Raw genomic sequence first — 26,260 nt, 5'->3', positions numbered from 1 at the left:
CGCGGCGGTCACTCGGCCGCGCGCGGGCGCCTCCGGCGCTGCGTGGTGTGCCCCGATGCGGGGCTGGCCACGGCGCCCGGCTGGGCCCGCTCCGGCAGGAGCTGGCGGAGCTGCCACGCCTGCAGGAACGCGCGCCGCTCCGCGTCCCGGAGCGCGTGCTGGTGCTGGCCCATCATGAACGCCGGCACGACCAGCATGAACAGGGTGGTCAGCGTCAGCGCCGTGATCGTCGGGACCTTCGAGTGCTCGACGGCCTGGGGCAGGATGACCATCGCGCCGTCGGTGAACTCGTACGAGCGCGGCAGGATGCCCGAGTACTCGATCCACGCGGCGGCCAGCACCGCGACGCAGCCGGTCACGACGACGGCCACGCGGTAGGCCGTCCGGTACGTGAACGAGTTGCCGTACGTGAAGATCACGAGGAGCATCGGCATGAAGAGCAGCGGGCCGAAGCCGCGACCGATGCACAGGAAGCTGAGCACGTTGAAGACGAACCCGGCGTAGGCGTACCACTCCGCGGACCGGCGGTGCACGAGGCGCGCCGCGATGAACTTCATCAGCGCCGCCAGGGCCGTGAAGCCCAGGATGAAGCCGAAGACCTGCCACTCGCGGATGCCCAGCCACACCGCGGCCACGAGCGTCGCGATCGCCGTCGCGAGCAGCTCGGCGCGGATGCCCGCGTGCAGCTGCAGCCGGTGCCGCGCCGCCGCGGCCGCGTCGAGCTCGGCGAGCACCTCCTGCGGCATCTCGCGCGGCGGCTCGGTCAGGATGCGCCGGAGCGTCTCCAGGGCGCGCTCGTTCGACGGATCGAGCGCGAGCGCCTGGCCGACCTCGCTGAGCAGCGTCTTGCGGGCGCTCTCGGCCTCCTTGCCGCCGGCGAGCGCCTTCTCCACCCTCTCCTCGGCCAGGCCCGCGTGCCGCGCCGCCAGGCCGCGGCGGAGCTCCACGTCCTTGTCGCCGTCGAGGAAGCGCTCGACCGCCTCGTAGAGCGCGCGCGCGGTCGGGTAGCGCTCGGACGGCTCGCGCCGGGTCGCCCGCACGCAGATGGCGTCGAGCTCCGGCGGCACCTCCCGCTCGGGCGCGCGCACCGACGCCCGCGCGTCCGCGCCGTGCAGGAGCGAGTCGAGCATCTCGTTGCGATCCTTCTTCGGGTGCAGCGGCTTGAGCGTGAGGAGCTCGAAGAGGATGGCCCCGAGCGAGTACACGTCGCTGCGCGCGTCGAGCGTGTCGACGCACCCCTGCGCCTGCTCCGGCGACATGTACCCGAGCGTCCCGAGCACGTCGCCCGGGATGGTCCGCGTGCTCATGGGGTCCTCCCCCATGTCGATGGTCTGGTACGGCGTGTCGATGAGCTTCGCGACGCCCCAGTCGAGCAGGTACACCTCGCCGAAGTCGCCGAGCATGATGTTGGCGGGCTTGAGGTCGCGGTGGAGCACGCCGCGCGAGTGCGCGAAGTCGACGGCGATGCAGATGGACGAGAACGCGGTCAGCAGCTTGCGGCGCGAGAAGCTCTGCAGCGCCGTCGCGTCGCCCTCGCGGAGCTCGTTCAGGATCCTCGCCAGCGTGAGGCCCCGGAGGCGCTTCATCGTGAAGTACGCCGAGCCCTTGGCGTCCACGCCGAGGTCGTAGACCGGCACGATCGAGGGGTGCTCGAGCTGGCCTTGCACCCGGGCCTCGCGCAGGAACCGGTGGCGGAGCGTCGTGTCGCCCTGGTGCTCCGCGCGGATGACCTTCATGGCCACGTCGCGGCCGATGCGGCGGTCCCTGCAGAAGTGGACCTCGCCCATCCCGCCGACGCCGAGCAGCGAGCGCACCTCGTAGCGCGGGCCGTCGCTCGTGATGTCCGCGAGCTCCGCCCGGGCGCGGCCGGGGTTCACCGGCGTGGGGGTCTGGCCGAGCGAATCCCCGCCCTTGCCGCGAGATTTCCGCATCTCGGGGAGCTGCTCGAGCGTCTCGAAGTCGTCGTCGAACAGAGCCATGGCCTTCGGGAAGCCAGGCCAGTCGCGCCGTGCCAGCAACACCCCACACCGGCAGGGCCCCGCGTGGCGACCCCCGGACGGCCTCGACGGACGGCCGCGAGCACCGCCGCGGAATGCTGAGCTTCCTTGGCGAAAGGATCTCGTATCGGGTGGTGATGTCAACGGGGTGCTGCGTCCGTGGAAGACAACGGACGAGCCGCGCTGCGCCGCGCACCACGCGCGCAGATCGGGTGAAAGCGCGCAGCTCGCGCGAGATGAAGGTCGATGTCGGGCGCCCGCGCACGGCGCCGCGGCGGCCTCCGCGCCGTGTGTGGGGAGCATCACGACGCGGGCGATCCGCGGTCAATCTGCGGTGCCGCGCTGGCGCGGCGCGCTCGGCGAGCGGAGGGCGTCAGCGCCCGACGAGCGCGAGCAGCGTCTTCTTGTTCGCGAGGCCGACGTGCCGCCCCAGGGCCTCGCCGTTCTGGAAGGCGACCACGGTCGGGACGCCGCGGATCCCGAAGCGCTTCGTGGCCGCGGGGGACTCGTCGATGTCGAGCTTGACCACCTTCACCTGACCCGCCGTCTCCGCCGCGATCTCATCGACGATCGGCGCGAGCCGCTTGCAGGGGCCGCACCAGGACGCGGAGAAGTCCACGAGCACCGGTGTATCGGTCTCCAGGACCTCTTGAGCGAAATTCAGGTCGTTGACTTCGATGACGTTGCTGCTGCCCATGGCGCTGTCCTTTCAGCTCACTCGGAGGCGAGCGCCCCTGGCCGCGATCGCCGGCTCGACGCCGGCCCGGTCTCGACGGCCACGCTCGCATCAACTGTTATAGGCACGGTTTCAGTTTCCGCCAGGGGAGGGGAGGCCGCCGCGCGGGGCCGGGCCCGGCGCGATCAGCCGGCCTTGACCGGCGCCGGGGCCGGGCGGCCGAGGTGCTGCGCCCGCAGCGCGATGTCGGCGACGGTCTTCTGCGCGAGGCCGCGCAGCAGCCCTTCGTTGGCCGCCTCGGCGACCTCGTCGAACGCGCGCTGGATGCCCGCGCCGATCGGGCACCTCGCGTTCGGCTCGCACGGGCTCGGCGCGATGGCGCCGTCCGGCTCCACGGCGGCGTACACCTCGCTCAGCCGGATCTTCTTCGCCGGCCGCGCCAGGCGGTAGCCGCCGGCGCGGCCTTCCCGCGCCTCGATGAGCCCGGCCTGCGACAGCCGCGCGAGGATGCGCCGCAGGAACGCCGGGTTCGTGTTGATGCTCGCGGAGAGCTCGTCGCTCGCGCAGCTCTCCTCGGTCTGCGCGAGCAACGCGAGCGCGTGCGTGGCGATGGCGAAGCGACCCGAGGACATCGAAGGGCCTCTCGGAGGTATCTGAGGGTTCCGACGTCTCCGCTGTCAAGCCTCCGGGGAGCGGCGCCCCGCGACGCCGTCGTCAGGGCGACGGCGATCGGGCCGAGGTGCGGGTCAGCACGAGCGCCTCCCCCTTGCCGTCGGCGAGCCTGAGCTCGATCGACGCGGGGACGGGCGACGCGCCGGCGCAGCGGCTGTCGGACACGACGTGGCGCGCGCGGGCGAGCGAGCTCTCCCCGGTCGACGTGTCGACGAGGCGCAGATCGACGCCGGCGCCCCCGGCGTCGAGCGCCGCGATCACCTCGGCGCACGTGTTCGCCGGGATCTGCAGCGGGAGGATCTTGAGGCGCGAGGCGTCGAGCGCCACCGCCTGCGCCCCGGCGGCCGCCGAGGCGTCGGCGAGGCCGGCGGCGCTCATGCGCCCGAGCAGCCTCGCGGCGGCGAGCGGGTGCGCGACGAGCGCCGGCGGGGCCTTGGGCTCCTTGCGGACCTCGACGGCGAACGGGCCAGGCTGCGCCATCGACTCGACGTCGATCCGGGCGGGGCCGCCGCTCCCACAGGCGAAGATCGTCGCCCGCGCGCCGCCCCGGGCGCGGCCGAGGAGGGCGTGCGCGTCGCTCCACAGCTCGGCGAGCACGTCGGCGAGCGGCCTGCCGGCCAGCACGTCGATCCGGGCGCAGCCGGCCGGCAGCTCGATCGGGAGCGTCGTCCGGCTGCCGAGCCGCGCGGCCCCGGTCGACACGCGCGGCGCGCCGTAGCCCCGGCCGGCGAGCGCGCGGCCGTGGTCCGCCCGCACCTCGGCGAGATCGCGGCTCTCGGTCACCCGCTCGATCGGCGTGGCCCCGGAGATCTCCGCCTCGGCGCCCGGCTGGGAGCGGCCGACGACCACGGCCACGAGGCCCTGGGTGCCGCGCGAGCGGACCGCGATCGAGAGCTCGATCGAGACCGTCGCGCAGAGGAGCAGCACGCGATCCTGGCCCCGCTCGCGGGCGCGCGCGACGATCCTGCCGGTCTCGTCCTCCGCGACGACCTCGAGCGAGGCGACCTCGTCGCTCGGCGAGACGAGCACGTCGACGCAGCGGCCGCCGTCGAGGGTCGCCCCGATGCGGCTCGCGGTCCGCGAGCCGACGGGCAGCGCGACGCGCCGCACGTCCTCCCAGCGCGCGCCGATGGCGCCGCGGTGCGCGCGGACCTTCGCCTCGAGGCCGGGCCACGACTCGAGCCGCCCGCTCTCGTCGCCGGCCCGGCCGCGCGCGCCGACGGCGCGGGCGACCGCGTCGGCCGCCTGGACCGGGACGCCCTGCACGCCGACGCTGACCGCCCCGGCGCCCGACATGACGCGCGCCATGACGTAGAGCCGCCGCGGGTGCGGGGGGCAGACGAGGATGGAGGCGCGCGCGTCGGCCGCCTCGTCCGTGGAGAAGGCGCTGCCGTCGTCCTCGAAGGCGAACAGGTCGACGTCGCCGATCGTCGGCGAGACGCGCGCCATCGCGAGCATGCACTCGCCGGCGGGCACCTCGACGAAGGCGCCGAGCCGATCGCCGTCGGACGCCATGTCCGCCCCGATCACCCGGAGCGGGCCCGCGCCGGCCTCGGCCGCGCGCCGCGCGTCCCTGCCGAGCAGGGTGCTGCCGTCGATGCGGTCCGGGAGCGGGCGCAGCGTCTCGGGCGCCGGCGCGCCCGGCGAGGCGGCCGCGCCGGCGCGGCAGGCGGGCGAGGCCGAGAGCAGCGCGGCGAGCGTCCAGGCCGCACGGGCGCGCGAGGGGCGGGGCGCGCGCGGGGGGGTCGAGGCGCGGGCCGCGCGCGCGGGCTCGGAGCCACGGAGCGGGGGCGCGGGCGAAGGAACGGGCGCGGGGTGTCGGGGACGCAAGGTCGTGGGCTCGTCGGGGCGCTCGTGGCGAGCGACGAGGTTCTACTTCAGGGCGGGTACGGCAGCCAGAGCGCGCCCGTCAGCGCCGTCGGCCGCGCCGCGCCGCCGCCGCGAGCGGGCCCGCGCGCCGGGCGCCGCCGTGGATCACCCCGCCGCCGCCTCCGCGCAGAGGCGCCCGAGCGTCCGGACCGCGTGCTCGATGAGGTCGGTGAACGGGTAGCCGCAGTTCACCCGGATGTAGTTCGAGAACCGGTGCTTGGCCGAGAAGATCGGCCCCGGCGCGACGCTGATGCCGTGCTCGAGCGCGCGCTCGTGCACGTCGAGCGCGCTCGCGCCGGGCGGCAGCTCGACCCAGAGCACGAAGCCGCCGGCGGGGCGCGAGACGCGGGTGCCGGGGGGGAAATGCTCGGCGATCGCCTCGCTCATGCGCGCGACCTGGGCGGCGAGCCGGCGCCGGAGGGTGCGCAGGTGGTGCTCGTACCCGCCGATCTCGAGGAACTCGGCGATCGCCATCTGCGGCAAGGTCGCGCACGCCACGCTCTGCCCGAACTTGAGCTGCTCGACCTCGTCGAGGAAGCGGCCGGGGGCCGTCCAGCCGACCCGGTAGCCCGGCGCCATCGTCTTCGAGAACGACGAGCAGAGCATCACGAGCCCCTTGCGATCGAACGCCTTGGCCGGGCGGGGGCGCACGTCGCCGAAATGCAGGTCGCCGTAGATGTCGTCCTCGATGAGCGGCACCTCGCGGCGCGCGAGCATCGCGACGAGCCGCTCCTTCGCCTCGTCGGGCATGGCGCTGCCGAGCGGGTTGTTGAAGTTCGGGATCGCGAGGCACGCCTTGATGCGGTGGCGGCCCAGCATCTCCTCGAGGACGTCGAGGTCCATGCCCGTGCGGGGGTGCGACGGGACCTCGAGCGCCTTGATGCCGAGGCTCTCGATGAGCTGGAGGAGCCCGTAGTACGCCGGCGACTCGAGCGCGACCGTGTCGCCGCGGCGGGCGACCGCGCGCAGGCAGAGGTGGAGCGCCTCCATGGCGCCGACCGTGGTCACGATGTCGTCGGCCGAGAGCGCGACGCCCCACTCGACCGAGCGCCGGGCGATCTGCCGCCGCAGCGCCGGCAGGCCGGGCGGCGGGTCGTACGAGACGCCGGCGCCGCCCGCGCTCCGCGCGATCGCGCCGAGGATCCGGTTCAGCTTGTCGGTCGGCAGGAGATCGGGGCTCGGGCACGCCGCGCCGAACGGGACGATGTGCGGGTCCCGGGAGGCCCGGTAGACCTTGGAGACGAGGCTCTTCACGCTGACGCGCGTGGCGGTGGTGCAGGCGCGCGCGGCCCGCGGCTCGGGGAGCGCCGAGACCCGGCGGGCGCGGACGTAGTGCCCCGACTGCGGGCGCGCCTCGATGAGCCCCCGGTTCTCGAGCTGCAGGTACGCCTGGAGCACGGTCGCGACGCTGACGCCCTGCTGCCGGCTGAGCCGCCGCACCGACGGGATCCGGTCGCCGGGCCGCAGCGTGCCGCGCGCGATCAGATCGGCGATGTGGGCGGCGACGCGATCGTAGAGGTGGGCCTCGTCCTCGGCTTCGATGGGCGCCTGCGCCTGCACGGAGACGATTGTACAACCGGGCGGGCGCTGCGGTACCGGTACAGCCGGCGGGCGTGAGGACCAGTACAGTTGTCCGTTTAGCGAACTGTACCGGCCTCAATGCCGGGCGGACTGCCTCTGTGCCGGTCGCTCGCTTGAGACCAAGCTCTGCGGCATGAAATTGACCTCACTTGTTCCGGAGGCGCGGTCGCGCCTCCGAGAGTCGTCGCGGATCGAGCTTGGGAAGGGGGGGCTGTGGACGCACCGCCTGCGGGGCTGTCCGCTGCTCCTGAGCTGCACCGCCGGCTCTGTCTGGATCACCCGAGAGGGTGAGCCGAACGACGTGGTGCTGGAGGCGGGGGCCAGCTATGGCGGCGAGGGGCGTGGGCTCCTCGTGGTGGAGGCGCTCGAGCCGGCGCAGATCGCGGTGGCCGCGGGCGAGGCGAGGCGGACGGCGCGGGCGGCGCTCGAGCGCGCGCGGGCGGCGCTCGGGGATGCGCGGGGGAGCTGGCTCGTGCTCCTCTCGCTCGCCGCGCTGTACCTGATCTGGGGCTCGACGTACCTGGCGGTCTCGATCGCGCTGGAGACGCTGCCGCCGTTCCTGCTGGCCGGGGTGCGCTTCGTGACGGCGGGCGCGCTGCTCTACGGCGTGCTCCGGCTGCGCGGGGTCCCGCGCCCGACCCTGCGGCAGTGGGGCGCGGCGGCGCGGGTCGGGGTGCTGCTGCTCGTGTTCGGCAACGGGCTGGTGGTCGTCTCGCAGCAGTGGGTGAGCTCCGGCGTCGCCGCGGTCGTGGTGTCCACGATGCCGCTCTGGCTGGCGCTGTTCACCACGATGCGGGCGGGGCGCGGCGAGGGCGCTTCCGCAGGGGCCCCGGCGGTCTCCCGGGGCGAGTGGCTCGGGCTCCTCGTCGGGTTCGCGGGCGCGGCGCTGCTCCACCTCGGCGGCGACCTCCACGCCGCGCACGCCGGGGCGCTGCTCGTCGTGCTGGCCCCCGTGGCGTGGGCGCTCGGCTCGCTGTACAGCCGCACGCTGCCGCTGCCGGCCGGGTCGATGGCGGTCGCGGCGGAGATGCTGGCGGGCGGCGCGGTGATGCTCGGGATCAGCGCGCTCGCGGGCGAGCGCCTCGCGGCGCCGCCGTCGGCGCGGTCGCTCCTCGCCCTCGGCTACCTGACGGTGTTCGGGTCGATCGTGGCCCTCAGCGCGTACGCGTTCCTGCTCCGGAGCACGCGTCCGGCGATCGCGACGAGCTACGCCTACGTGAACCCGATCGTCGCCATCGCGCTCGGCATCCTGCTCGGCGGCGAGCGCGCCTCCGCGGCGACATGGGCGGCGGCCGCCATCATCGGCGCCGGCGTCATCCTCCTTTCCCGCCGCTAGAGCGGGGGGCCACCCGCTGCGGATACGGGCCCACCTCGACGTTTTCGGTGCTCGGCGTACGTGAGTACGCCTGCGCGCCGAAAACGTCGATCTGGGCCCGTCTCCTGTGCGGGTGGCCCCCCGCTCTGTCTTCCTTTGGGGCAGCGCGGGGGTGGAGGTGCCTCCTCGACCGGCGGCGATCGGGAGGCTGCCTTCGGGCGCCGCGCGGCGCGAGCGCCGTCGACCGTAGGCAATGCGGGAGGCGACGTGTAGTGTGCGGCGCGAGGAGGAGAGGTAGATGAAGCGAGGTTACCGGCTGCTCGGATGGGCGCTGCTCCTTTCCGGTGCGCCCCCGGCGTGCGGCGGCGACATCGGCGGGGCGACCAGCGCGACCTCGGGCAGCGGGGCGGGCACCACGTCGAGCAGCGCGAGCTCGGGCAGCGGGGGCGGCGGGGGCGGCGAAGGCGGGGGCGGCGGCGAAGGCGCCGGCGATGGGGGCGCGGGCGTCGGCGCGGGGCCGACGGGGGAGTGCGCGGCGGTCGCGCCGGGGCCGTTCGAGCCGACGCGGGTCACGGACGTGTTCAGCGGCAGCGAGGACTTCGCGTTCGATGGCCAGGGCTACCTCGTCGCCAAGCAGGGGCCGAACCTCGTTCGCTACGAGGCCTCGGGCCATACCTCGAACTTCGCGTCCCTGCCGGGCAACGTGCTCGGGCTGCGGTACCGGCCCGACGGGACCCTCGTGGCCGCGCGGCCCGGCATGGGCGACGTCGTCCAGATCACGGCGACCGGCATCGTCATCGATTACGTGAAGGGCCTCCAGGAGCCGAACGGCCTCGCGCCGGACGCCGACGGCAACGTCTGGGCGACCGACGCCGCCGCCGGCCGCGTGCTCCGCCTCAACCCGGACGCCACGGTCGACGAGATCGCGAGCGGCGCCCCCGAGGTGAGCCAGCCGAACGGAATCGCCTTCGATCCGGCGCGAAGGGCCGTGTTCTACACGAACGCCGCCGCCGGCGAGATCCGCAGGATCGACCTCGCCGACCCCGGCGCGCGGCCCTCGCTCGTGACGACGATCGCGTCGGCCACGCTCGACGGGCTCGCCCTCGACACGTGCGGTCACCTCTACACGATCGATAACAAGGACAGAGAGCTCTATCGCGTGCGGCTCGACGCGGGCGGGGCGGCCGTGGGAGAGCCGGAGCTCCTGGCGAGCTTTCCGACCGGGGTCGCCAATGCGCAGTTCGGATCGGGCCCCGGCTTCAACGCGAGGACCCTTTACGTCGGGGGCGCGGCCGGCTCGATCTACGCCGTCGCGGTCGGCATCGGCGGCGCGCCGGTCCCCGCGCCGCCGGAAGCGCCCTGATGAACGCTCCTCGGCGGCGCGCTGGCTCGGCGGCGGTTCAGCGGGCGCCCTCGGCCGCGGGCACGTCACCCTTCTTGAGCTTCTCTTGAAGCTCGCCGAGCCTCCCCGCCGTCCGGTCCAGGACGCGCGCGGCCTGCTCGAGCGCGATCCGCCCATACCCGATCGCCACCCCTGCCCAGGACGTGCCCCGCTCGCGCAGCGTCTCGATGAAAGGCGCCTTGGTCGCCGGCGCCGCGGCGTTCGCGTCGGCCTGATACGCGGGCGCGGCGCTCCCGTTCACGCTGTTCTCGACCTTCGGCTCCGTGATGCTCTGGGTCTCACTCATGATCTGCCTCCCACCTCGGTTGGTCCCCCCGCGAAGGACGCGGGCGTACGGAAACGATCCATCGAGCACAGGCCGACCGTCCTCGCGCATCGCTCGCTCTCGCGAGAGCGCAAGATGCGATGTGCACTGGAACGAGGGGCCTCGCCTCGCGGCCATGCCAGCCAACAGATCCACGCTGTGGCCTCGTCGGAGGCACAAACGCGACGCAACGACACTGCGACGCGACGCGTTAACTGTCAAGGCCTCATGTCGATTTTGTTGCAGTCGTTTTTCGCTAAGCTGTTTGATGAGGACGCTGCGGCGGCCATCGCGTTCGCTCGGCAGGTCAACGAAGGGAGTCTCCCTATGTCGCTCGCGCGCTGGAACAAGGCCGCGCCTCCAAGGCTCTTCTGGTTCCTCGTGGTGCTGTTGCTGCTCGCCGTCCCCCCGCGCTCGCTCGCGCAGGCGCCCGCCGAGCCGACGGCGGCGCCTGCTGCGGGCGCGGCGCCCGCGGCGCCCGCGGCGAAGGCCGCCGCAACGCCGGCGCACGCGTCTGCGCCGCCGCCGGACTCATGGGCAGGTCAGCTGGAGATGCTCTCGCGCTGGGTCGATCAGCGCCGCGGCCCGGGGCAATGCGAGGGCCGCTGTTACGCGCTCGACCGGCTGCGCATCACCGGCGCGGTGGGCGAGGGGCCGCTCCAGTTCGAGCTCTCGGGCGGCGTGCTCGCGGACGGCCCGGTGGCGGTGCCGCTCTTCGGGCCGCCGGCGCACGTCCGCATCGAGGCCATCCTCGACGACGGACGGCCCGCGTCGCGCCGCGAGGCCGCGCCGATCAGCTTCGAGAACGACCATTACTACCTCTGGACCGCCGCGCGCCGCTTCGTGCTCCGGGGCACGCTGTCGCTCGACGGCGATCTCACGCTGCTCGTGGCCGGCCCGCTCAACACGTTCGAGGCCGACGTCACCGGCGGCTCGGTCGCGGAGGGCGCGCAGCTCTCGGGCCTCTCGGGGGCGACGCTCCACTTCAGCCGCGACGGGGGCGCGGCGGCGCAGAGCGCGGGCCCCACGGTCTTCCAGCTCTCGCGCGCGGTGCGCGTCGGCCGGGAGATCGGCTTCGAGTACCGGCTCGTGCTGCGGTCGGGCACCGATCTCGGCGTGGTGCGCCTGCCGCTCGCGTTCGGGGAGAAGGTGCTCGACGTCTCCGGCGCGAGCGGCTTCCGGGTCGAGGGCGAGGAGCTCGTGCTGCCCACCTCGGGCCGCACCGCCGAGGTGACGATCTCGGGCACGCTCCCGAAGGTCGGCGTCTTCTCGCCCGACCCGCGCTCGGCCTACGAGTGGTGGCTGTTCGAGTCGGACGCGGAGCACCGGCTCACCGTGAAGGGCGACGCTCGCCAGGTCGACGCCGCCGAGTCGCCGATCCCGCGGACCCAGGCGACGTCGCGCCTGCTGCTGGTCCAGCGCGGGCAGCGCGTCGAGGTCGCGGTCGAGCCGCTCGCGGGCGTCGAGGTGCTCGCCGCGGTGGTGCGCGAGCACCGCCGCACCCTGATCCTGACCGAGCGCGGCGACCTCGTGGCCGACGACGCGCTGACCTACGAGAACAACGGGATCGACTACCTGCCCTACGCGCCCGGCGGGCGGCCGATCTTCCTCGCCACGGACGGCAAGGCGCAGCGGATCATGCACCAGGGCGCGGCCGCGGAGGAGGTCCTCGTGCCCCTGCAGACGGGGAGCCACAGGATCCAGGTGCAGTCGCTGGGTCAGGCCGCGGTGCGCCCGCTCGGCGGATCCCTGGAGCTGCCGATGCCGCGCTACTCGCTCACCGCGAGCGAGGTGGCGCTCACGGTCGGGCTGCCCGAGCGCGTGGTGCCGCTCGCGCTGCTCGGCGGCGACCGGCCGGTGTGGTTCGCGGACGCGGGCGACGCCGTCGCCGTGGCGATCGGCTTCGTGGCGGCGTGGATCGCCGTCCGCCCCGGCGGGGCGCCGGGCCGCGCGCGCCTGCGCGCGCTGCGCGCGCTGGGCGGGCTGATCATGGCGGGCCTGTGGTTCGTGGCGCCCGCCACGTTCGTGGCGATCCTGGTCGGGATCGCGACGGCCGGGGCGGCGTGGCTCGTGGGGCGGCTCTTCCGGGGCACGAGCCGCGCGGTCGCGATGGTGGTGCTGCTCGGCGCGGGCGGCCTCGCGCTCCTGGTCGGGCTCTTCGCGGTCTCGGCGGGGCGCTACCGGTCCGAGCGGTGGAACTCGTACGAATCGGCCATGGCGCCGGCCGCGGCCCCGCGCGCCATCAAGGGCGAGGAGCCGTCCAAGGGCGGCGGCGCGCTCGCGCCCGGCGGCGCCGTGCTGGAGGGGGTGACGCCGGTGGCGCTGTCGCTCCCGGACTACGAGCGGTCGGTCCAGGCGAGCCGCGAGCTCGTCACGCGCGATCGCGCCTTCCGCCCCGTGCTCGTCTACACGACGTCCTCGGCGCTCGTGCCGCTCGCGCTGCTGTGGCTGGCCGGGGCGACGGTCCTCCTCGCCGCGCACCGCGCGCCGCTCACGGAGCTCTACCAGCGCGCGGCCGCGCGCCTGTCGCGCCGGCCCGAGGACGAGGACATCGACGGGCCCGGGGGCGGCAGGCCGCAGGGCGGCCCGAGGCCCGCGGCGCCGTTCGGCTGAGGCGGAGCCCGGGCGCCGGCGGGCCGGCGCGCATCGACGCTCCTGATGGCAGCGCGCCGTCAGGAGCCCCGGGCTAGGCTCCCCCCACGCTCCTCGCGGCCGCGCCGGCGAGAGGGCGCGCCATCATGCGGAGAGCCGACCGACTGTTCCAGATCGTCCAGCAGCTGCGCCGCCGCCGCGTCACCACGGCCGCGCGCCTCTCCGAGGAGCTCGAGGTCTCGGAGCGGACCATCTACCGCGACATCCGCGATCTCATCGCGTCGGGCGTGCCGATCGAGGGCGAGGCCGGCGTCGGTTACGCCCTGCCCCGCGGCTTCGATCTGCCGCCGCTCATGTTCCAGGACGACGAGATCGAGGCGCTCGTGCTCGGCGCGCGGATGGTGGAGAGCTGGTCCGATCCGGCGCTCGTGCGCGCCGCGAGGCGCGCCCTCGAGAAGATCGAGGCGGCGCTGCCCGAGCGCCTCCGGCCCCGGGTCGCGGCGAGCGCGCTGTTCGCGCCGAGCTACCACATCCCGGAGGGCGCCACGGCGCACCTCGCCGAGCTGCGCGCCGCGGTCGGCGAGCGCCGCAAGATCCGCTTCGGCTACGCGCGCGAAGACGGCGCCCGCTCGACGAGGACGGCGCTCCCGCTGGGGCTCTTCTTCATGGGCACCTGCTGGTCGCTCGCCGCCTGGTGCGAGCTGCGCGCCGAGTTCCGCAGCTTCCGCCTCGATCGCATGCACGGCCTCGAGGTGCTCGACGAGCGCTTCGAGGAGGCGGAGGGCCGGACGCTGGACGACTTCTTCCGGTTCCGGCAGGCCGAGGCGAGGAACGATCGAGGCCATCGGTGACCGGCGAGGCGCGCCTGTCGCGCCGTGGGAGCGGCGCGGCCGCGCGCTCCGCGCCACGGCGGATCGGTGGTACGACCGCGGCATGGCGTGGTCGCCCCGTCTCGTCGTGGCCCTCGCGCTCCTCGCGCTGGTCGCGCTCCGCATCGCGCAGCTGAGCCCTCCGAGCGTCGTCCCGCGAAGCGCCCCGCCCGACGTGTTCTCGGCCGAGCGGGCCAGGGCGCACCTCCTCGAGCTCGCCGCGGAGCCGCGCCCCACGGGCTCGGCGGGGCACCGGCGGGCGCGCGACTACCTGCTCGCGCAGCTCGCGGCGCTCGGCGCGCCGGCGGAGGTGCAGCGCACCTCGGTGCTCAGCCGGCAGTGGGGCCTGCCGTACGACGCCGCGCGCGTCGAGAACGTCGTGGCGCGGCTGCCGGGCGCGGACAGCACCCGGGCGGTCGCGCTCGTCGCGCACTACGACTCGGTGCCTGGCAGCCCGGGGGCCGCCGACGACGGCAGCGGCGTGGCGGCGCTGCTCGAGACGCTGCGCGCGCTGAAGAGCGGCCCCCCGCTGCGCAACGACGTGCTGCTCCTGCTCACGGACGCGGAGGAGGGGGGCGTCCTCGGCGGCAAGGCGTTCATGGACGAGCACCCGCTGCGCGGCGAGATCGGGTTCGCGCTCAACTTCGACGCCCGCGGGGCCGGCGGCGTGGTCGCGATGTTCGAGACCGGGCCCGGGGACGCGTTCCCGGTGCGCGAGCTCGCCCGCGCCGCGCCGATGCCGATCGCGTCGTCGCTCTTCCCCGCGGTCGCGCGGCGCCTCGGCCACAGCACCGATTTCAGCGTCTTCAAGCGGGCCGGCATCCCCGGGCTGAACTTCGCCTTCAGCGACGACGCCGCGCACTACCACACGCCGTCCGACACCGTGGACAACCTCGATCTCCGGAGCGTTCAGCACGCCGGAGACTACGCGCTCTCGCTCGCGCGCCGCTTCGGTGGGCTCGACCTGCGGCGCCCCGACCGCGAGGACGCGGTGTACTTCAACACCTGGGGCGCCCACGTCGTCTCCCACCCGATCGGCTGGGCGATCCCGATCGCCGCGCTCGTCTTCGGCCTGTTCGCGGGCGCCGCGGCGCTCGCGCGGCGCCGGCGGCGCGCTTCGCTCGGCGGCATCTTCGCGGGCTCGCTCGCCTTTCTGGCGCTGCTCCTCGGCGCCGCCGGGGCGGTGGGCGGGCTCGGGTGGCTCCTCCGGCGCGTCCACCCGGCGCTGCGGGCGATGCCGTTCGAGCCGTACAACGCGCCCGCGTTCCGGATCGCGCTCGCCCTCGCCGCGCTCGCGGTCTCGGCGGCGGGCTACCGGCTCTTCCGGCGGCGGCTCGGGGCCTGCGATCTCGCCCTCGGCGCGCTGCTCGTGTGGCTCTCGCTCCTCGCCGGGGCGAGCCTCTCCATGCCCGGCGCGAGCTTCTACTTCGCCTGGCCGCTCGCGTCCGCGCTGGTCGGCGTCGTGGCCGTGACGATCCGGCGCGGCGACGCCCCGCCGACGCTCGGCGACGCGGCGCTCCTCGTCGCGACCGCGGCGCCGGCGGTCGCGCTGGCGGTGCCCGGCCCGTACCTGCTCTTCGTCGCGCTGGGGCTGCCGATGGCGGCGGCGCCGGCCCTTTCCGTCGCGCTCGTGTTCGGGCTCTTCCTGCCGCACGCCGAGCTGCTCGGCGGCGGGGCCTCGCGGCGGCTCGCGCTCGCCTTCGCCCTGCCGGGCCTCGCGGCGCTCGCCGCGGCCTGCGCGACCCTCGGCTTCACCGAGGCCGAGCCCCGGCCGGCGAGCCTCGCGTACGCGCTCGACGCCGCCGGCGGGAAGGCCCACTGGCTCTCGGCCGACCCGGACCTCGACCCGTGGACCGCCGGGTACTTCCCGGCCGGGCGCGCGCAGGCGCCCTCGTTCGCGGTGCCGTACGTGCGCGTGGCCCACCAGAGCGAGGCGCCGGCCCTCGCCCTGCCGCCGCCCTCGCTCACGGTGCTCGGCGACGCGACGGGCGGCGGCGTGCGGTCGCTCCGGCTGCGCGTCGCGTCGCCCCGGCGAGCCCCCTGGCTGCTCGCCGAGGTGGCGTCCCCCACGGCGGTGATCCGCGCGGTGGTGGACGGGCGGCGCGTGGAGGAGTCGGCCCGCGGGGCGGGGCGGAACCAGCGCTGGGGCTTCACCTACATGGGGTTGCCGCCGGAAGGCATCGAGTGGTCGCTGGAGGTCGAGGACGCGGGGCCGATCGAGATCCGGTTGATGGATCAGACGTACGAGCTCCCGCGCGAGCTCGCGCCCGGGTCGCGGCCGAAGGAGCTCATGGGGGTGCCGTACCGGCTCGCGGATTCGACGTTCGTGAGCGGGTCGTTCTGGCTTTAGCCCCGCGCCGCCGCGCCGTCACGAGAGAGAGAAGGAACCAAAGAGGCACAGAGAGCACAGAGGGAGAGGAATGATCTCTGTGCCTCCGCGGTTCAAACCCTTCCGCGGACGCGCTCAGTCGACGAAGATGGGCTCGCAGTTGGTGAACGCGAGCGTCGACTGGATCTTGAAGTTCGACTCGTTGGTGTGCCGCTCGGCGTGGAAGAAGTCGAGCGGATACTCCTGGCCGGGCGTGATCCCGAGCTCGCTCGCCATCGCGTCGAGGTCGAGCTCGTCGGACTGCGGGCTGTGGAGGCCGCCGAGATCGATGGCGAGCCGGTTGTTGATGAACACCCAGAGATCGTCGTCGCCGGAGAACGAGAACTCCTCGCCACCTCTGTAGACGAACTTCATGTGGAGCTCGAACGTGAAGTGGAAGTTGTGCTCCCTCCGCTCGTTCCCGAAGCCCTCCCCGTCGATGGGGAAGAAGGCCCGGTTGTCGTAGGTGGCAAGGCCGTTCCCGTCGACCGTGGGCGTGATCGTGAACTGGATCGGCATGTTCACGCCGTCGACGTCGCGGTACCACTGATCGAACTCGGCCGGCCCGGTCGTGTGCTCGGTGCCGCCCCGGTGCGCATAGACGGGCTTCTGATCCGGGCCCAGCTCGCGCTCGACGATGCCCTTCAGGCCCTGGCCCGTGAACGTCTCGAAGTCGGGGTGCCCCTCGCCGCCGTCGTAGGCGCGGAAGTCGCGCACGATGCCGGTGAGGTTCGCGTCGCACCCGCTGCCGCTGCCGCTGCCGGCGCCCGAGCCCGCGCCCGGCCCCGCCGTCACGCCGCTGCCGATGTCGTCGCCGCCCGTCGGCGCGCCCGCGCCAGCCCCGGCGCCGGAGCTGTTCCCGGAGCCGCTCGACCCGCCTTCGCTGCCGCCGCAGGCGACCCCGGCCAGGACCAGCATCATTGCGAGCGGAGCACACCAATTCGATTGCAGCGGCTGAAGCATGCGAAGACTCCTTCTGAGCGTGAGTTCTGAGCGTGAGTTGCGCGCGCGAGGCGCCCGGGCAGCCAAACCAAACACCGGCCGAGGGCGCAAGGGAGAAGCGATCTTATCCCGCCGCCATCGCGGGTCGAATCATAAAATTGCGACGATGCGACAGAGCGGTAGGTCCGCCGGAGATGCGCTGAGCTGTGGGGCATTCACCGAGCGCCGTCGCCACAGTGGGCGCCGAGCCGCTGCGACAGCGCGGCCGGGAGGCGGTCGCAAAAGCCGGGCGCGCGGGGCAGGGGCTCGCGCCGCGCGGTGAGCCAGAAGAGCGCCGGGCCGAGCCGGCGACGCCGCGCGTCGGCCATGAGCGCGGCCATGGCCTTGCCGGTGTAGACCGGCTCCAGCGAGATGCCCTCGGCCGCGAGCGCCTCGCAGGCCGCGAGCGATTCGGGCGTCGGGGAGCCGTACCCGCGGCCGAGGTAGCCGTGAACGAGGTCGATCGGCGCCGCGGCGGGCACGGGCCAGGCGCCCTTCTGCGCGAGCAGGGCGCGGAGCTCGGCCGTGAGGGCGCCGAGGCGGAGGCGCGAGGCGAGGAGGCGCTCGACCACGGCGACGGCGACGACCCGCGACCGCAGGCCGCCGAGCGCGAGCCCGACGGCGAGCCCCGCGGCGGTGCCGCCGGAGCCGAGCGGGACGTAGACGCGCTCGGGCTCGGGGAGCTCGCCCGCGCGCACCTGCGCGCTGAGCTCGAGCGCGGCGCGCGCGACGCCCACCATGCCGAGCGCCGAGGTGGCGCCGAGCGGCACGACGGCCGCGCCGTCGCCGTCCCGCGCGCGGAGCGGTAGGAACAGCGATGGCCGCGCGAGCGCGAGCTCGAGGCGCGAGGGATAGAAGCGGATCGAGGTCGGCCCCGAGGCGATGAACGCGAGGTTGTCGATCACGCTCCTCGACAGGTCGGTCCAGAACAGGTGCGCGTGCACCCGCCGGCCGAGCCGCTCCGCCGCGGCGGCGAGCGCCGCGAGGTTGCCCGAGCCGATGCCGCCCGCCGCGGACCACGCCGCCGCGGTCGAGAGCGGGGGGGCGGCGAGCACGTAGTCGAGCTTCCGCATCTTCATCCCGCCGTGGACGGGCTCGCAGAGGTCGTCGCGCTTGACGCCGAGGTAATCGAGGCCCAGCGCGGCGGCGAGCCGCGGCAGCGCCTCGACGGGCGAGGGGGCGTCGATCCAGCCGAGCCGGGGAATGCGATCGATCGTCCGGAGGGCGACTGCGTCGCGCATCGAGGGCACCTCGCGAAGGGGCGTCGAGGATACGGCGTCAGCCGGGCGCGCCGGCGCGCTGCCCGGCGAGCACCGCGTCCGGCTCCAGCACGAGCAGGCGCACGCGCCCCGTGGCGCAGAGCCGGCCCTGCTCGTCGTGGACCGAGCCCTCCCAGACCTGGGTGCGCCGCCCGCGGTCGAGCGGCCGCGCGTCGGCGCGGAGCCGCCCCGACCGGACGGCGCGCAAAAAGCTCGTGTGGTTCTCGAGCCCGACGACCGAGCGGCCCTCCGGCAGGGCGTGGAGCGCGGCGCCGACCGACGCGAGCGTCTCGATGATCCCCGCGTGGACGCCGCCGTGCACGATGCCGTAGGCCTGCCGGTGCTGCGGCCCGATGTCGAGCTCGGCCTCGACCCCGTCGCCCGTCGCGCGGACGAGCCGGAGCCCCATGGCGCTGACCCAGCCGTCGATGTTCGCGGCGTTGAACGCCGCGGCGAAATCCTCAGGGTTCCCTTCGGCCATGGAGACAGCCTAGTACACGCGCCGCCGAGGGCCTCCGGCAATCTCCTGGTGATCGCAAGATCTTCCAAGAACGGCGCGCGGCGCGCTCCCTAAGGTGAACGCCATCACGGGAGGTCGCCCGGGAGAGAGGTGTTTCATGGCCGAGATCATCCTTCATCACTATCCCCTTTCGCTCTTCGCCGAGAAGATCCGCCGGATCCTGGCGTACAAGAAGATCGCGTGGCGCTCGGTCGAGCAGCCGATGATGGCGCCGAAGCAGGAGCTGACGCCGCTCACCGGGGGTTACCGGCGGATCCCGGTCCTGCAGATCGGCGCGGACGTCTACTGCGACACGGCGTGCATCGCGCGGCGCCTGGAGCAGCTCAGGCCGGAGCCTGCCTGTTTCCCGCCGGGCCAGTCCGGGCTCGCCGGGCTGATCGAGGACTGGGCGGACCACCGGCTGACGTCGCAGATCGTGCCGCCGGTGGTCGTCGACCTGTTTCCTGCCCTGCCGCCCGGCATCCTGGCGGATCGCGCGGCGATGTCACCGGCGCTCAGCAAGGAGGCGATCTTCGCGGCGGCGCCGCACGCCCTGAGCCAGGCGCTCCTGTCGCTCGACCGCCTCGACGGCCAGCTCCGCGACCGGCCCTTTCTGCTGGGCGACGCGTTCTCGATCGCGGACGCGGCGTGCTTCCACCCGGTCTGGTTCATGAAGCAGAGCGCGAGGCTGTTCGCCGCCGTCGAGGCGCGGCCGGCGCTCGCGGCGTGGCTCGCGCGCATCGAGGCCTTCGGGCCGGGCGACGCGCGGCCGATGAGCGCCGCCGAGGCGCTCGCGATCGCCCGCGCGTCCGAGCCGGCCGACGTCGCCGGCGGGGAGACGGCGGCAGGAGAGGGGCTCCGGCCGGGAGCTTCGGTGGCGATCGCGGCCGACGATCACGGTCCAGAGGAGAGCCGGGGCGTCGTGGTGCGGAGCTCGGCCGCCGAGATCACGATTCTGCGTCACGACCCGGAGGTGGGGGAGATCGCGTTGCACTTCCCGCGCGCCGGATATCGCATCAAGGAGCGGTGAGCCGCGCCGACCCGCCACCGCGGGCCGCGTTGGACGCCCCGCGCCCCGACTCCATCACGAAATCGAAGTCGACCCACGCGGACGCATGAGATCGATTCTTCTCCTCGGGCCGCGGAGATGCTTCGGCCTGTGCATCCGCGCGCTCCACAGCAGCACCGCCGCGACCGCCGGCGCCGCGACCGCCACACCCACGACCGCGAGCTCGAACGCCCCCCGCGCCCGCGGCAGGTTGAACAGCAACGCTTGCACGAGCGTCAGCGCCGCGTCGCAGGTCACCAGCCCGGCCAGCACCAGAGAGAGCGTCTGCCCGTGCCGCTGGCTCAGCCGCAGCATGGCCGGCGCGAGGCACACGTCGAACGCCACCCACGCCCATTTCACGGAGGGTGACGGGAACCATCGCTCCGCCGGAGCGAGCGCGAGCAGCGCGGTCCACGGGATGAGCAGCCAGCCGAGCACCTCGAAGACCACGGCCGGCCCGCGCAGCAGCGTCGCGAGCCCGAAGCGCAAGAGACCTCCGCGCGCGAACGCCGCGAGCGCGTCATAGATGGCCACGAGCCCGCGGCCGCCGGGCGGGTACACCAGGTAGATCGGGACCCAGCTGTCGGGCCGCAGCTTCGCCTTGAACGCGTAAAGGCCCTGGAAGTCGTAGAGACGAGCCCCGAGCCGCTGCGCCGCGCGCAACCCGCGCCGCACAGGCCCGGCGAGCGGCGCGAGGCCGAGCGTGACAACCAGGCACTCCTCCGCCGCGGCGGTGCGCATCGCGTGATCCACGAGCAGCTCCGTGGTGCCGTTCGGCGCGGAGGGGTCGCGCAGCAGGTCCTCCAGAAAGAGGCCGCGCCGCGCGTACACCGGCACCGCCGCGAGGAAGCCGACCACCGCGCCTCCGGCCTCCGCCACGACGTAGCGCCGCTCGCCGGCGAACGAGAACGGCTCCAGCTGCACGAGGAATCCCATGGGCGCCATCGGCCGCGAGGAGGCCCAGCGCGCCATGAGGCGCTCCACGTCGCGCCGCAGCGGGCTCTCGGCGTCCTCGATCTCGCCGGGGCTCACCGCGCGCGCAACCACGCCCTTCGCGCGCGCGCGCCGGAGCTGCTCGCGCAGCCTCCGGCTCGACCGGAGGACGTCGCCCCACCGCGCCGGGTCCCACACCGGCTGCTCCCCGATGAGCATCGCGCTCCACGGGACCCGCTCGGAGAACCGCGCCTCCGCGCCGAAGAGGCACGCGCGCCGCCCCGCCGTCGCGGCTGCCTCCACGAACGCCCGCGCGACCTCGACCAGCCGCTCGGCCGCCGCGATCGGGGCGCCCGCGGCGACCCACGCGCCGCCGGTGTCGACATAGGCCACGCAGGCGTCGTCGCCATGGAACCAATACCGAAAGTCGGACTCCAGGGTCTGGAACGAGGTCGCGTTCCACCCGTGGCGTTTGAGCAGCGCGAGGACGCGCTCTCGGTCGGGGCCATGGTTCAGCGGCGGCACGGTCCGGCCGAGCATAGCGCAGGGGCGCTCCGGTGCTCGCAGCGCTGTTCGAGGCAGCCGCGTCGGTACGCCACGCAGGAGTCCAGCGGCAAAGGGCCTGATCGACAGCGCGCTCCGCAATCCGCCCTTGTAGAAAAGCGACGCTGCGTCGGTATTTGTCCGCGCATCGGAGAAGGGCCTTCACCGCGCGCTCCGCGCGGGCGGCGGCTCGGCGCACGAGGGGCTCGAGTTCAGGGCAACCACGTGAAAGACTGCCGCGCGCTTCGCGCATCTCGAGCGATCGCGGGCGACCGAAAGGAGCAGGTCATGCGTCCTCGTGCTTCGTGCTTTGGTTCGACGATCTTCATCGCGGGCTGCCTCGCCGTCGCGGCGAGCTGCTCTGCGGCCGGCGAGGGCAAGACGGGCGCGCCCGGCGGCGGCGGCGGCCCCGGGGACGGCCCCGGCGCCGGCGGCGACATCGGCGACGGCGACATCGGCGACGGCGACATCGGCGCGACGTTCCGTTGCGGTGACGGCGTCCTGACCTCGGACGAAGCGTGCGACGACAGCAATTCCCAGAGCGGGGACGGCTGTACCGGCGATTGCCTCTCGGTCGAGCTGGGCTGGTCGTGCCCGATCGCCGGCGCTGCCTGCACCCGCATCGCCCGCTGCGGGGACGGCGCCGTGGTGTTTCCGGAGCTCTGCGACGACGCCAATACGGCTGCGGGCGACGGCTGCTCGCCGACCTGCAAGGTGGAGGTGGGCTACAAATGCGCCGGCAGCCCGAGCGCCTGCGCGGCGACGACCTGCGGCGATGGCGCCCAGGAGGGGGCCGAGAGCTGCGAGGACGGCAACACGACGCCGTTCGACGGCTGCTCGTCGACGTGCCAGGCCGAGCCCGACTGCGCCGCGGGCAGCTGCGTTTCCCGCTGCGGAGACGGCCTCGTGCTCGCGGAGGACTGCGACGACGGCAACAACATCGACGGCGACGGGTGCTCCGCGGCGTGCACGATGGAGACCGGTTATGAGTGCGCCGTGCCCCAGCCCTCGGGATCCATGGCCGTGCCGGTGGTGTTCCGCGACTTCCGGGCGGCCCACCCCGACTTCGAGCCGAACGGTCCAGGCCGGAGCGCGCCGGTCTTCGGCATGGTCGCGAACCGGCTCGACGCGGAGAAGAAGCCGGCGTACGTGGCCGCGGCGAACAGCCAGGTGAATAGCGCGCAGAGCTTCGCCCAGTGGTACCACGACGTGCCTGGCACCAACAGCACCACGGTCACCACCCTGACGCTGTGGGACATCGGAGATGGCCGCTTCGTGAACCGCTGGGGCGAGGACGGCGCGCCGTGGACGCTGCTGTCGCCGGAGAGCGCGCACTATTGCGGCAACGTGGGCAACGAGGTGGACGGGGAGCGCTGCACCTCGTCGGCCGAGAACACGGCGGCCTGCGGCGACATCCACGGCCCCGATTTCCACAGCTGCGAGGTGCGCGGCGGCGTCTACTGGGCGAGGTACGTGGACGCCACGTACGACGGCAACCCGCTGTTCTTCCCCGTCGACGGAGATCGGTTCACCCCGGCGGCCGAGCGCGTCCCCGCCGATATCTTCCCGAGCTACGGGGACGGGAGCTGGTTGAAAGAGGAAGGCACCCCGGACCATAACTTCCATTTCACGAGCGAGATTCGCTACTGGTTCCAGTACACGGCGGGCGAGCAATACGTGCTCGACTTCACCGGCGACGACGACGTGTGGGTGTTCATCAACGATCGTCTCGCGGTCGACGTCGGCGGCATCCACAGCGCCGTCACCGGGCACCTCGTCATCGGCGCCAACGGGACAGGGCAGGTGACCTACGCCGGGGGCGAGGACGACGTCATCCGGCCGCAGAACGTCGACCTCGGCCTCGCGGACGGCGGCGTCTACCAGATCGCCGTGTTCCACGCCGAGCGCCAGACGGCGGCGTCGACGTTCAAGCTCACGCTGCAGGGCTTCGCGACGGCGCGCAGCGAGTGCAGGCCGATCTGCGGCGACGGCGTCGTCGGCCTCGGCGAGCAGTGCGACGACGGCGTGAACGACGGCGGCTACGGCGAGTGCGGGCCGGACTGCCAGCTCGGCGAGTACTGCGGCGACGGCATCGTCCAGGGCCCCGAGGAGTGCGACGACGGCAACAACCGCGACGGCGACGACTGCGGCAGCGGCTGCCGCAACCTCATCCCCCGCTGAGCCGGCGCGCGAGCGCGCGCGGGCGCCCCGGGGAGCGCCTCCCCCGCGAGCGCGCGCGGGCGCCCGCGCCTGCGGGCGGGCTCGGCCGCGCCGAGGACGGCCGAGCGCCGACAGCGTGCGCACATCTCCCACGCAGCGCGGAGGGCGCCTTTGCGCTACGACTGCGGGATGTTCGGTCCCGGGCATCCTCAATATCGTCCCCAGCAGCCGCCTTATTACCCTCCCCAGCAGCAGCAGCCTTATTACCCGCCTCCGCCGCCCCCGCCGCAGCGCCCGAAGCCGGGCGTATCGCCGATCGTGATCGTGCTCGCGGTCCTTGGCGGGTTGTTCGCGCTCGGCGTCGGCGCCCTCGTCGTGATCGGCGGCGTGCTGTACGTGGTGGCGAGCGCGGAGCCCGAGAGCGCGGAGCCCGAGAGCGCCGTCGTCGAGCCCGCGCTCACCGGCGCGCCGACCGCGGGCGGCGCCTCGCCCGTGCTGCCCGTGCCGCCCGCGTCGACGAGCACCCGGCTGCGCCCCGACCAGGAGGCCGACGAGGCGGCGGGCGCTGACCCGGCAAGCGGCGGCGACGGCGTCCCCGAGGTGCCGTCGCCCGCGGGCGACGACGGGGCGGGCGACGCGCCGGCGCCCGCGGTGGCCGGAGCGCGGACGCCCGCCGCCCCGAGCGCGGGCGCCGCGAAGGAAGGGTCGAACAGCGGGAGCGCGGCGGGCGGGACGTCCTGGTGGTGCACGGCGAGCGCGTCCGTGCGCGTCTGCGGCTTCGCGGGCGCCTGCAACTACCAGATGGTCTTCGGCAACGGCATGGGGAACGACCGCTTCATGGCGTCGCAGCAAGCCAAGCGCTCGTGCGAGGCGAGCGCGCGCGCGAAGGGCGCCTCGGCCATCTGCGTCGTGCAGTGCAGCCCTCGCTGACGCGGGCCGAGCTCGTCCCTGGCCTCGCGCAGGTGGCGCCGCGCCGGCTGCCGAGCGTCAGCCGCTGCGGCGCTGGCGCGACCTGCGCGCGGGTCGCGCCGGGCGACCGCTCGGACGCTCTTCGTGCTGCTCGGGCGGTGTCGTATCGAGCGCAAGGGGCGACTCGAGCACGCGCACGACGAGGCGATAGAGGAGCTCCACGTCCGCCGGCGTGAGCGACGCAAACGACGCTCGAAGGACCCGATCGACCACGGCAGCTCCTTTCTTCATGAGGTCTGCCCCCGTCGGGGTGAGATGGTGACGTATCGCGCGCCCCGGGCCGACCTGTCGCTCGATCAAACCGCGCTCGAGCAGCCGGGTCGACAGCGTGCCGAAAGCTTGATCCGTCTGGAAAGTCAGCTCCGCGAGCTGATGAGATGACGCCCCGGGGTTGTTTGCGAGAGCGACCGCATCGTGGCTCTCGAGTACGGCCGGCGTTACGCCGCGAGCATGCCGGGCTCCGTGCTCAAGCCGGTGAGCGGGGCGGGGCACTTTCCGCAGATCGAGCGCGCGGACGAGGTCATCCGGTTGTTGACCTCGTTCGCTCGAGCGGCGCCCGTCGCGTCGAGCCCGGCGGAGTCCAGCGAATGACGGCCCGCTGCCCCGAGCAACCGCTCATCCCTGCGTCGAAGCGGCCGCCTTCACGCCACGACCTGCGGGGCTACCCTCCCGGCGAGGCTCAGCCCCTGAGGGTCGCGCCGTTGATGTGCGCGGCGAGATCGGCGTACTTCATGCGAAACCGGCCGCCGAGCTCGGGGACCGGCGCGCGGGGCGGGGGGCCCTGGCAGCTGTCCGACCCCACGGGGTTGCGCAGGATGACCGAGGCGGGCGCGCCGTCGGCCCCGCGCTCGATCTTCTCGGCGACGACCCAGTGATAGCCGCCGTCCCATTTCAGGAGAATGGGCACCTTCTCGCCGCGCTCCATCGCCGCGGCGACGTCGGCGGCGACGGACGCGCCGCTGCGCAGGAGAGACGAGACGCTCGTGTAGCTGCCGCCCATGAGGTCCTGGAACAGGCTCGTGAAATTGCCGAGCGGGACGCGCGAGTCGCCCCCCAGGGCGGCCCAGAACGAGTCGTTGTCCTCGGGGTTGTCGTAATCGAAGATCCAGCTCATCGCGGTCGCGTGGTTCATGAGCGCGGATTGGAACAGCCGGTCGATGTCGACCCGGCCCGAGGCGTCGCGCAGGATCGCGCTGCGCGGCATCCTGAGCGCGCGGCCCGAGCGGAGCGTCACCTCGCGCGCCTCCCGCGTGATCCCGTCGAGGATCCGCACGAACTCGGCCGGATCGACGCGCAGCAGGACGTACTCCATCGTCCCCGCGCCGCAGGTGCCGTGACACGCGCCCTGCTCGACGCGCAGCGGGTTGTCCACGTGCCGGATCGCCTGCGCGAGCACGAGGTGCGGATCGATGCCGCCCTCGAGCACGAGCTTCGGATCGCGCTGGACGCCCGCCATCGTCGCCAGGTTCGGCAGGAGCGCCCCCGTGTGCAGCCGGCCCGCCGCGAGGAGCCTGTCGAGCGCGGCGAGCGCGGGCGCGTCGCCCCGGAGCGCGCGCCGGACCTCGTCGAGGCGCGCGCCCCGATCGGCGGCGAGCGCGCCGGCGGCGGTGGCCGCGGGCCTGTCGCCGACGGAGTCCACGGCGGGCGGCGGCGAGTCCGGATCCGGCTCGGCCCCGGGCACCACCTGCGGGAGCTTGTCCGCATCCGTGAAATAGCCCTGATCGTGGGGCGAGGGCCCGGCGGACGCCTGGACCGCGGGCGACGTGCGGCCGAGCGCCGCCACCTGATCGGGGCTGAGCCCCGCGGCCTTGGCCATGGCCTCTTCGAGCGCCAGCGCACGCTGGGGCGCGAGGCGTGCGAGACGTGCGAAGCGTCGATCGAGGGCGGCGATCGTCGCGGCGTCGACGATGCCCGTCTGGGGCAGGCCCTCCGCGGCTTGCAGCGCGACGATGGCGTCGCGCGTCTTCGGCCCGAACGAGCCGTCGGCCATCATCGGGTGGCCGATCGCGCCGAGCGCCTCTTGCAAGGCGCGCACGCCGTCGCCGCGCGCCCCCTCCGCGAGCGTCGCCGCGCCCGCCGCGATCGATCTCAACACCTCGTTTGCCGCGAGCTCGGGGGCGCCGAGCCCCGTGTTCCCGTTGTCGCCCATGGTCCCCTCCGGCGATCGCCAGACGCGCTGGTTCCGTCCCAGGATACTACGCCGCGCCCGTCGATGGCACGCGC

General features: G+C 74.1%; 21 protein-coding genes. 9 read left to right on the top strand and 12 right to left on the bottom strand.

Going from position 1 to position 26,260, the window contains the following annotated elements:
• Positions 1 to 8: 8 nt before the first annotated feature.
• The 5 genes from WMF33_RS34055 to WMF33_RS34035 form a co-directional block, all read right to left on the bottom strand.
• Positions 9 to 1,979: a serine/threonine protein kinase gene (locus WMF33_RS34055; protein ID WP_437332533.1), complete on the bottom strand. Its 1,971-nt coding sequence runs from the start codon at positions 1,977 to 1,979 to the stop codon at positions 9 to 11.
• Positions 1,980 to 2,370: 391 nt separating this feature from the next.
• A complete protein-coding gene (gene trxA / locus WMF33_RS34050; RefSeq protein WP_437332532.1) occupies positions 2,371 to 2,694 on the bottom strand; it encodes a thioredoxin in 324 nt (107 codons plus the stop codon).
• 164 nt (positions 2,695 to 2,858) lie between these two features.
• Entirely contained in the window at positions 2,859 to 3,305 is a 447-nt protein-coding gene (locus WMF33_RS34045) for an Rrf2 family transcriptional regulator (protein ID WP_020738723.1), read from the bottom strand.
• An 82-nt stretch (positions 3,306 to 3,387) separates the two neighbouring features.
• On the bottom strand, positions 3,388 to 5,175 hold the full coding sequence (locus WMF33_RS34040; RefSeq protein WP_437332531.1) for a hypothetical protein: 1,788 nt from the start codon (positions 5,173 to 5,175) through the stop codon (positions 3,388 to 3,390).
• A 144-nt stretch (positions 5,176 to 5,319) separates the two neighbouring features.
• A complete protein-coding gene (locus WMF33_RS34035) occupies positions 5,320 to 6,774 on the bottom strand; it encodes a PLP-dependent aminotransferase family protein (RefSeq protein ID WP_061623191.1) in 1,455 nt (484 codons plus the stop codon).
• Positions 6,775 to 6,928: 154 nt separating this feature from the next.
• Here WMF33_RS34035 and yedA point away from each other — a divergent pair, with 154 nt between their 5' ends.
• Together yedA and WMF33_RS34025 are read left to right on the top strand one after the other, a co-directional pair.
• Entirely contained in the window at positions 6,929 to 8,131 is a 1,203-nt protein-coding gene (gene yedA, locus WMF33_RS34030; protein ID WP_437332530.1) for a drug/metabolite exporter YedA, read from the top strand.
• Positions 8,132 to 8,408: 277 nt separating this feature from the next.
• Complete coding sequence (locus tag WMF33_RS34025) at positions 8,409 to 9,473, top strand: SMP-30/gluconolactonase/LRE family protein (RefSeq protein WP_437332529.1); 1,065 nt, start codon at positions 8,409 to 8,411, stop codon at positions 9,471 to 9,473.
• A gap of 37 nt (positions 9,474 to 9,510) precedes the next feature.
• Here WMF33_RS34025 and WMF33_RS34020 read toward each other — a convergent pair whose 3' ends face one another.
• Positions 9,511 to 9,798 carry a hypothetical protein gene (locus WMF33_RS34020; RefSeq protein ID WP_437332528.1) on the bottom strand — a complete coding sequence of 96 codons (288 nt, stop codon included), beginning with the start codon at positions 9,796 to 9,798 and terminating at the stop codon, positions 9,511 to 9,513.
• Between the two features lie 345 nt (positions 9,799 to 10,143).
• Between WMF33_RS34020 and WMF33_RS34015 the strand changes: the two genes are divergently transcribed.
• From WMF33_RS34015 to WMF33_RS34005, 3 genes are all read left to right on the top strand, one after another.
• Positions 10,144 to 12,429, top strand: a complete 2,286-nt coding sequence (locus tag WMF33_RS34015) for a hypothetical protein (protein ID WP_437332527.1) — start codon at positions 10,144 to 10,146, stop codon at positions 12,427 to 12,429.
• Between the two features lie 125 nt (positions 12,430 to 12,554).
• Positions 12,555 to 13,259, top strand: coding sequence for a helix-turn-helix transcriptional regulator (locus WMF33_RS34010; RefSeq protein WP_437332526.1), 705 nt, complete (start codon positions 12,555 to 12,557; stop codon positions 13,257 to 13,259).
• 82 nt (positions 13,260 to 13,341) lie between these two features.
• Positions 13,342 to 15,627 (top strand): M20/M25/M40 family metallo-hydrolase, encoded by a 2,286-nt coding sequence (locus WMF33_RS34005; protein ID WP_437332525.1) that lies wholly within the window; start codon positions 13,342 to 13,344, stop codon positions 15,625 to 15,627.
• Between the two features lie 114 nt (positions 15,628 to 15,741).
• Here WMF33_RS34005 and WMF33_RS34000 read toward each other — a convergent pair whose 3' ends face one another.
• The 3 genes from WMF33_RS34000 to WMF33_RS33990 all read right to left on the bottom strand — a co-directional run bounded on the left by WMF33_RS34000 (position 15,742) and on the right by WMF33_RS33990 (position 18,366).
• Positions 15,742 to 16,566 (bottom strand): fibro-slime domain-containing protein, encoded by an 825-nt coding sequence (locus tag WMF33_RS34000; RefSeq protein ID WP_437332524.1) that lies wholly within the window; start codon positions 16,564 to 16,566, stop codon positions 15,742 to 15,744.
• 236 nt (positions 16,567 to 16,802) lie between these two features.
• Positions 16,803 to 17,867, bottom strand: a complete 1,065-nt coding sequence (locus WMF33_RS33995) for a 1-aminocyclopropane-1-carboxylate deaminase/D-cysteine desulfhydrase (protein ID WP_437332523.1) — start codon at positions 17,865 to 17,867, stop codon at positions 16,803 to 16,805.
• Positions 17,868 to 17,904: 37 nt separating this feature from the next.
• Positions 17,905 to 18,366 (bottom strand): PaaI family thioesterase, encoded by a 462-nt coding sequence (locus WMF33_RS33990; protein WP_437332522.1) that lies wholly within the window; start codon positions 18,364 to 18,366, stop codon positions 17,905 to 17,907.
• A 136-nt stretch (positions 18,367 to 18,502) separates the two neighbouring features.
• Here WMF33_RS33990 and WMF33_RS33985 point away from each other — a divergent pair, with 136 nt between their 5' ends.
• Positions 18,503 to 19,414 carry a glutathione S-transferase family protein gene (locus WMF33_RS33985; RefSeq protein ID WP_437332521.1) on the top strand — a complete coding sequence of 304 codons (912 nt, stop codon included), beginning with the start codon at positions 18,503 to 18,505 and terminating at the stop codon, positions 19,412 to 19,414.
• Positions 19,415 to 19,468: 54 nt separating this feature from the next.
• Here WMF33_RS33985 and WMF33_RS33980 read toward each other — a convergent pair whose 3' ends face one another.
• Entirely contained in the window at positions 19,469 to 20,890 is a 1,422-nt protein-coding gene (locus tag WMF33_RS33980) for a phosphatidylglycerol lysyltransferase domain-containing protein (RefSeq protein WP_437332520.1), read from the bottom strand.
• Positions 20,891 to 21,196: 306 nt separating this feature from the next.
• Here WMF33_RS33980 and WMF33_RS33975 point away from each other — a divergent pair, with 306 nt between their 5' ends.
• Both WMF33_RS33975 and WMF33_RS33970 read left to right on the top strand, forming a co-directional pair.
• Positions 21,197 to 23,089: a DUF4215 domain-containing protein gene (locus WMF33_RS33975; RefSeq protein ID WP_437332519.1), complete on the top strand. Its 1,893-nt coding sequence runs from the start codon at positions 21,197 to 21,199 to the stop codon at positions 23,087 to 23,089.
• Positions 23,090 to 23,257: 168 nt separating this feature from the next.
• A complete protein-coding gene (locus tag WMF33_RS33970) occupies positions 23,258 to 23,998 on the top strand; it encodes a hypothetical protein (protein ID WP_437332518.1) in 741 nt (246 codons plus the stop codon).
• Positions 23,999 to 24,055: 57 nt separating this feature from the next.
• Here the strand turns inward: WMF33_RS33970 and WMF33_RS33965 are convergent, their stop codons facing one another.
• On the bottom strand, positions 24,056 to 24,268 hold the full coding sequence (locus WMF33_RS33965; RefSeq protein ID WP_437332517.1) for a hypothetical protein: 213 nt from the start codon (positions 24,266 to 24,268) through the stop codon (positions 24,056 to 24,058).
• A gap of 183 nt (positions 24,269 to 24,451) precedes the next feature.
• Between WMF33_RS33965 and WMF33_RS33960 the strand changes: the two genes are divergently transcribed.
• Positions 24,452 to 24,628: an alpha/beta fold hydrolase gene (locus tag WMF33_RS33960; protein WP_437332516.1), complete on the top strand. Its 177-nt coding sequence runs from the start codon at positions 24,452 to 24,454 to the stop codon at positions 24,626 to 24,628.
• A gap of 88 nt (positions 24,629 to 24,716) precedes the next feature.
• Here the strand turns inward: WMF33_RS33960 and WMF33_RS33955 are convergent, their stop codons facing one another.
• Positions 24,717 to 26,186, bottom strand: a complete 1,470-nt coding sequence (locus WMF33_RS33955) for a peptidoglycan-binding domain-containing protein (RefSeq protein WP_437332515.1) — start codon at positions 26,184 to 26,186, stop codon at positions 24,717 to 24,719.
• Positions 26,187 to 26,260: the final 74 nt, after the last annotated feature.

The sequence above is a fragment of the Sorangium sp. So ce394 genome (assembly GCF_051474665.1).
GTDB lineage: Bacteria > Myxococcota_A > Polyangia > Polyangiales > Polyangiaceae > Sorangium > Sorangium cellulosum_D.
The sequence above is the reverse complement of the archived record's forward strand: the minus strand, read 5'-3'. Positions and strand labels throughout refer to the sequence as shown.

What these genes read in the sequence shown, in the direction of transcription:
- WMF33_RS34000 (WP_437332524.1), bottom strand. Translation starts at nt 16,566, where the DNA reads ATGATGCTGGTCCTGGCCGGGGTCGCCTGCGGCGGCAGCGAAGGCGGG.
- WMF33_RS33970 (WP_437332518.1), top strand. Translation starts at nt 23,258, where the DNA reads ATGTTCGGTCCCGGGCATCCTCAATATCGTCCCCAGCAGCCGCCTTAT.
- WMF33_RS34005 (WP_437332525.1), top strand. Translation starts at nt 13,342, where the DNA reads ATGGCGTGGTCGCCCCGTCTCGTCGTGGCCCTCGCGCTCCTCGCGCTG.
- WMF33_RS33955 (WP_437332515.1), bottom strand. Translation starts at nt 26,186, where the DNA reads ATGGGCGACAACGGGAACACGGGGCTCGGCGCCCCCGAGCTCGCGGCA.
- WMF33_RS33995 (WP_437332523.1), bottom strand. Translation starts at nt 17,867, where the DNA reads ATGCGCGACGCAGTCGCCCTCCGGACGATCGATCGCATTCCCCGGCTC.
- WMF33_RS34010 (WP_437332526.1), top strand. Translation starts at nt 12,555, where the DNA reads ATGCGGAGAGCCGACCGACTGTTCCAGATCGTCCAGCAGCTGCGCCGC.
- WMF33_RS33975 (WP_437332519.1), top strand. Translation starts at nt 21,197, where the DNA reads ATGCGTCCTCGTGCTTCGTGCTTTGGTTCGACGATCTTCATCGCGGGC.
- WMF33_RS34045 (WP_020738723.1), bottom strand. Translation starts at nt 3,305, where the DNA reads ATGTCCTCGGGTCGCTTCGCCATCGCCACGCACGCGCTCGCGTTGCTC.
- WMF33_RS34025 (WP_437332529.1), top strand. Translation starts at nt 8,409, where the DNA reads ATGAAGCGAGGTTACCGGCTGCTCGGATGGGCGCTGCTCCTTTCCGGT.
- WMF33_RS33985 (WP_437332521.1), top strand. Translation starts at nt 18,503, where the DNA reads ATGGCCGAGATCATCCTTCATCACTATCCCCTTTCGCTCTTCGCCGAG.
- trxA (WP_437332532.1), bottom strand. Translation starts at nt 2,694, where the DNA reads ATGGGCAGCAGCAACGTCATCGAAGTCAACGACCTGAATTTCGCTCAA.
- yedA (WP_437332530.1), top strand. Translation starts at nt 6,929, where the DNA reads ATGAAATTGACCTCACTTGTTCCGGAGGCGCGGTCGCGCCTCCGAGAG.
- WMF33_RS33990 (WP_437332522.1), bottom strand. Translation starts at nt 18,366, where the DNA reads ATGGCCGAAGGGAACCCTGAGGATTTCGCCGCGGCGTTCAACGCCGCG.
- WMF33_RS34015 (WP_437332527.1), top strand. Translation starts at nt 10,144, where the DNA reads ATGTCGCTCGCGCGCTGGAACAAGGCCGCGCCTCCAAGGCTCTTCTGG.
- WMF33_RS34055 (WP_437332533.1), bottom strand. Translation starts at nt 1,979, where the DNA reads ATGGCTCTGTTCGACGACGACTTCGAGACGCTCGAGCAGCTCCCCGAG.
- WMF33_RS34020 (WP_437332528.1), bottom strand. Translation starts at nt 9,798, where the DNA reads ATGAGTGAGACCCAGAGCATCACGGAGCCGAAGGTCGAGAACAGCGTG.
- WMF33_RS33965 (WP_437332517.1), bottom strand. Translation starts at nt 24,268, where the DNA reads ATGAAGAAAGGAGCTGCCGTGGTCGATCGGGTCCTTCGAGCGTCGTTT.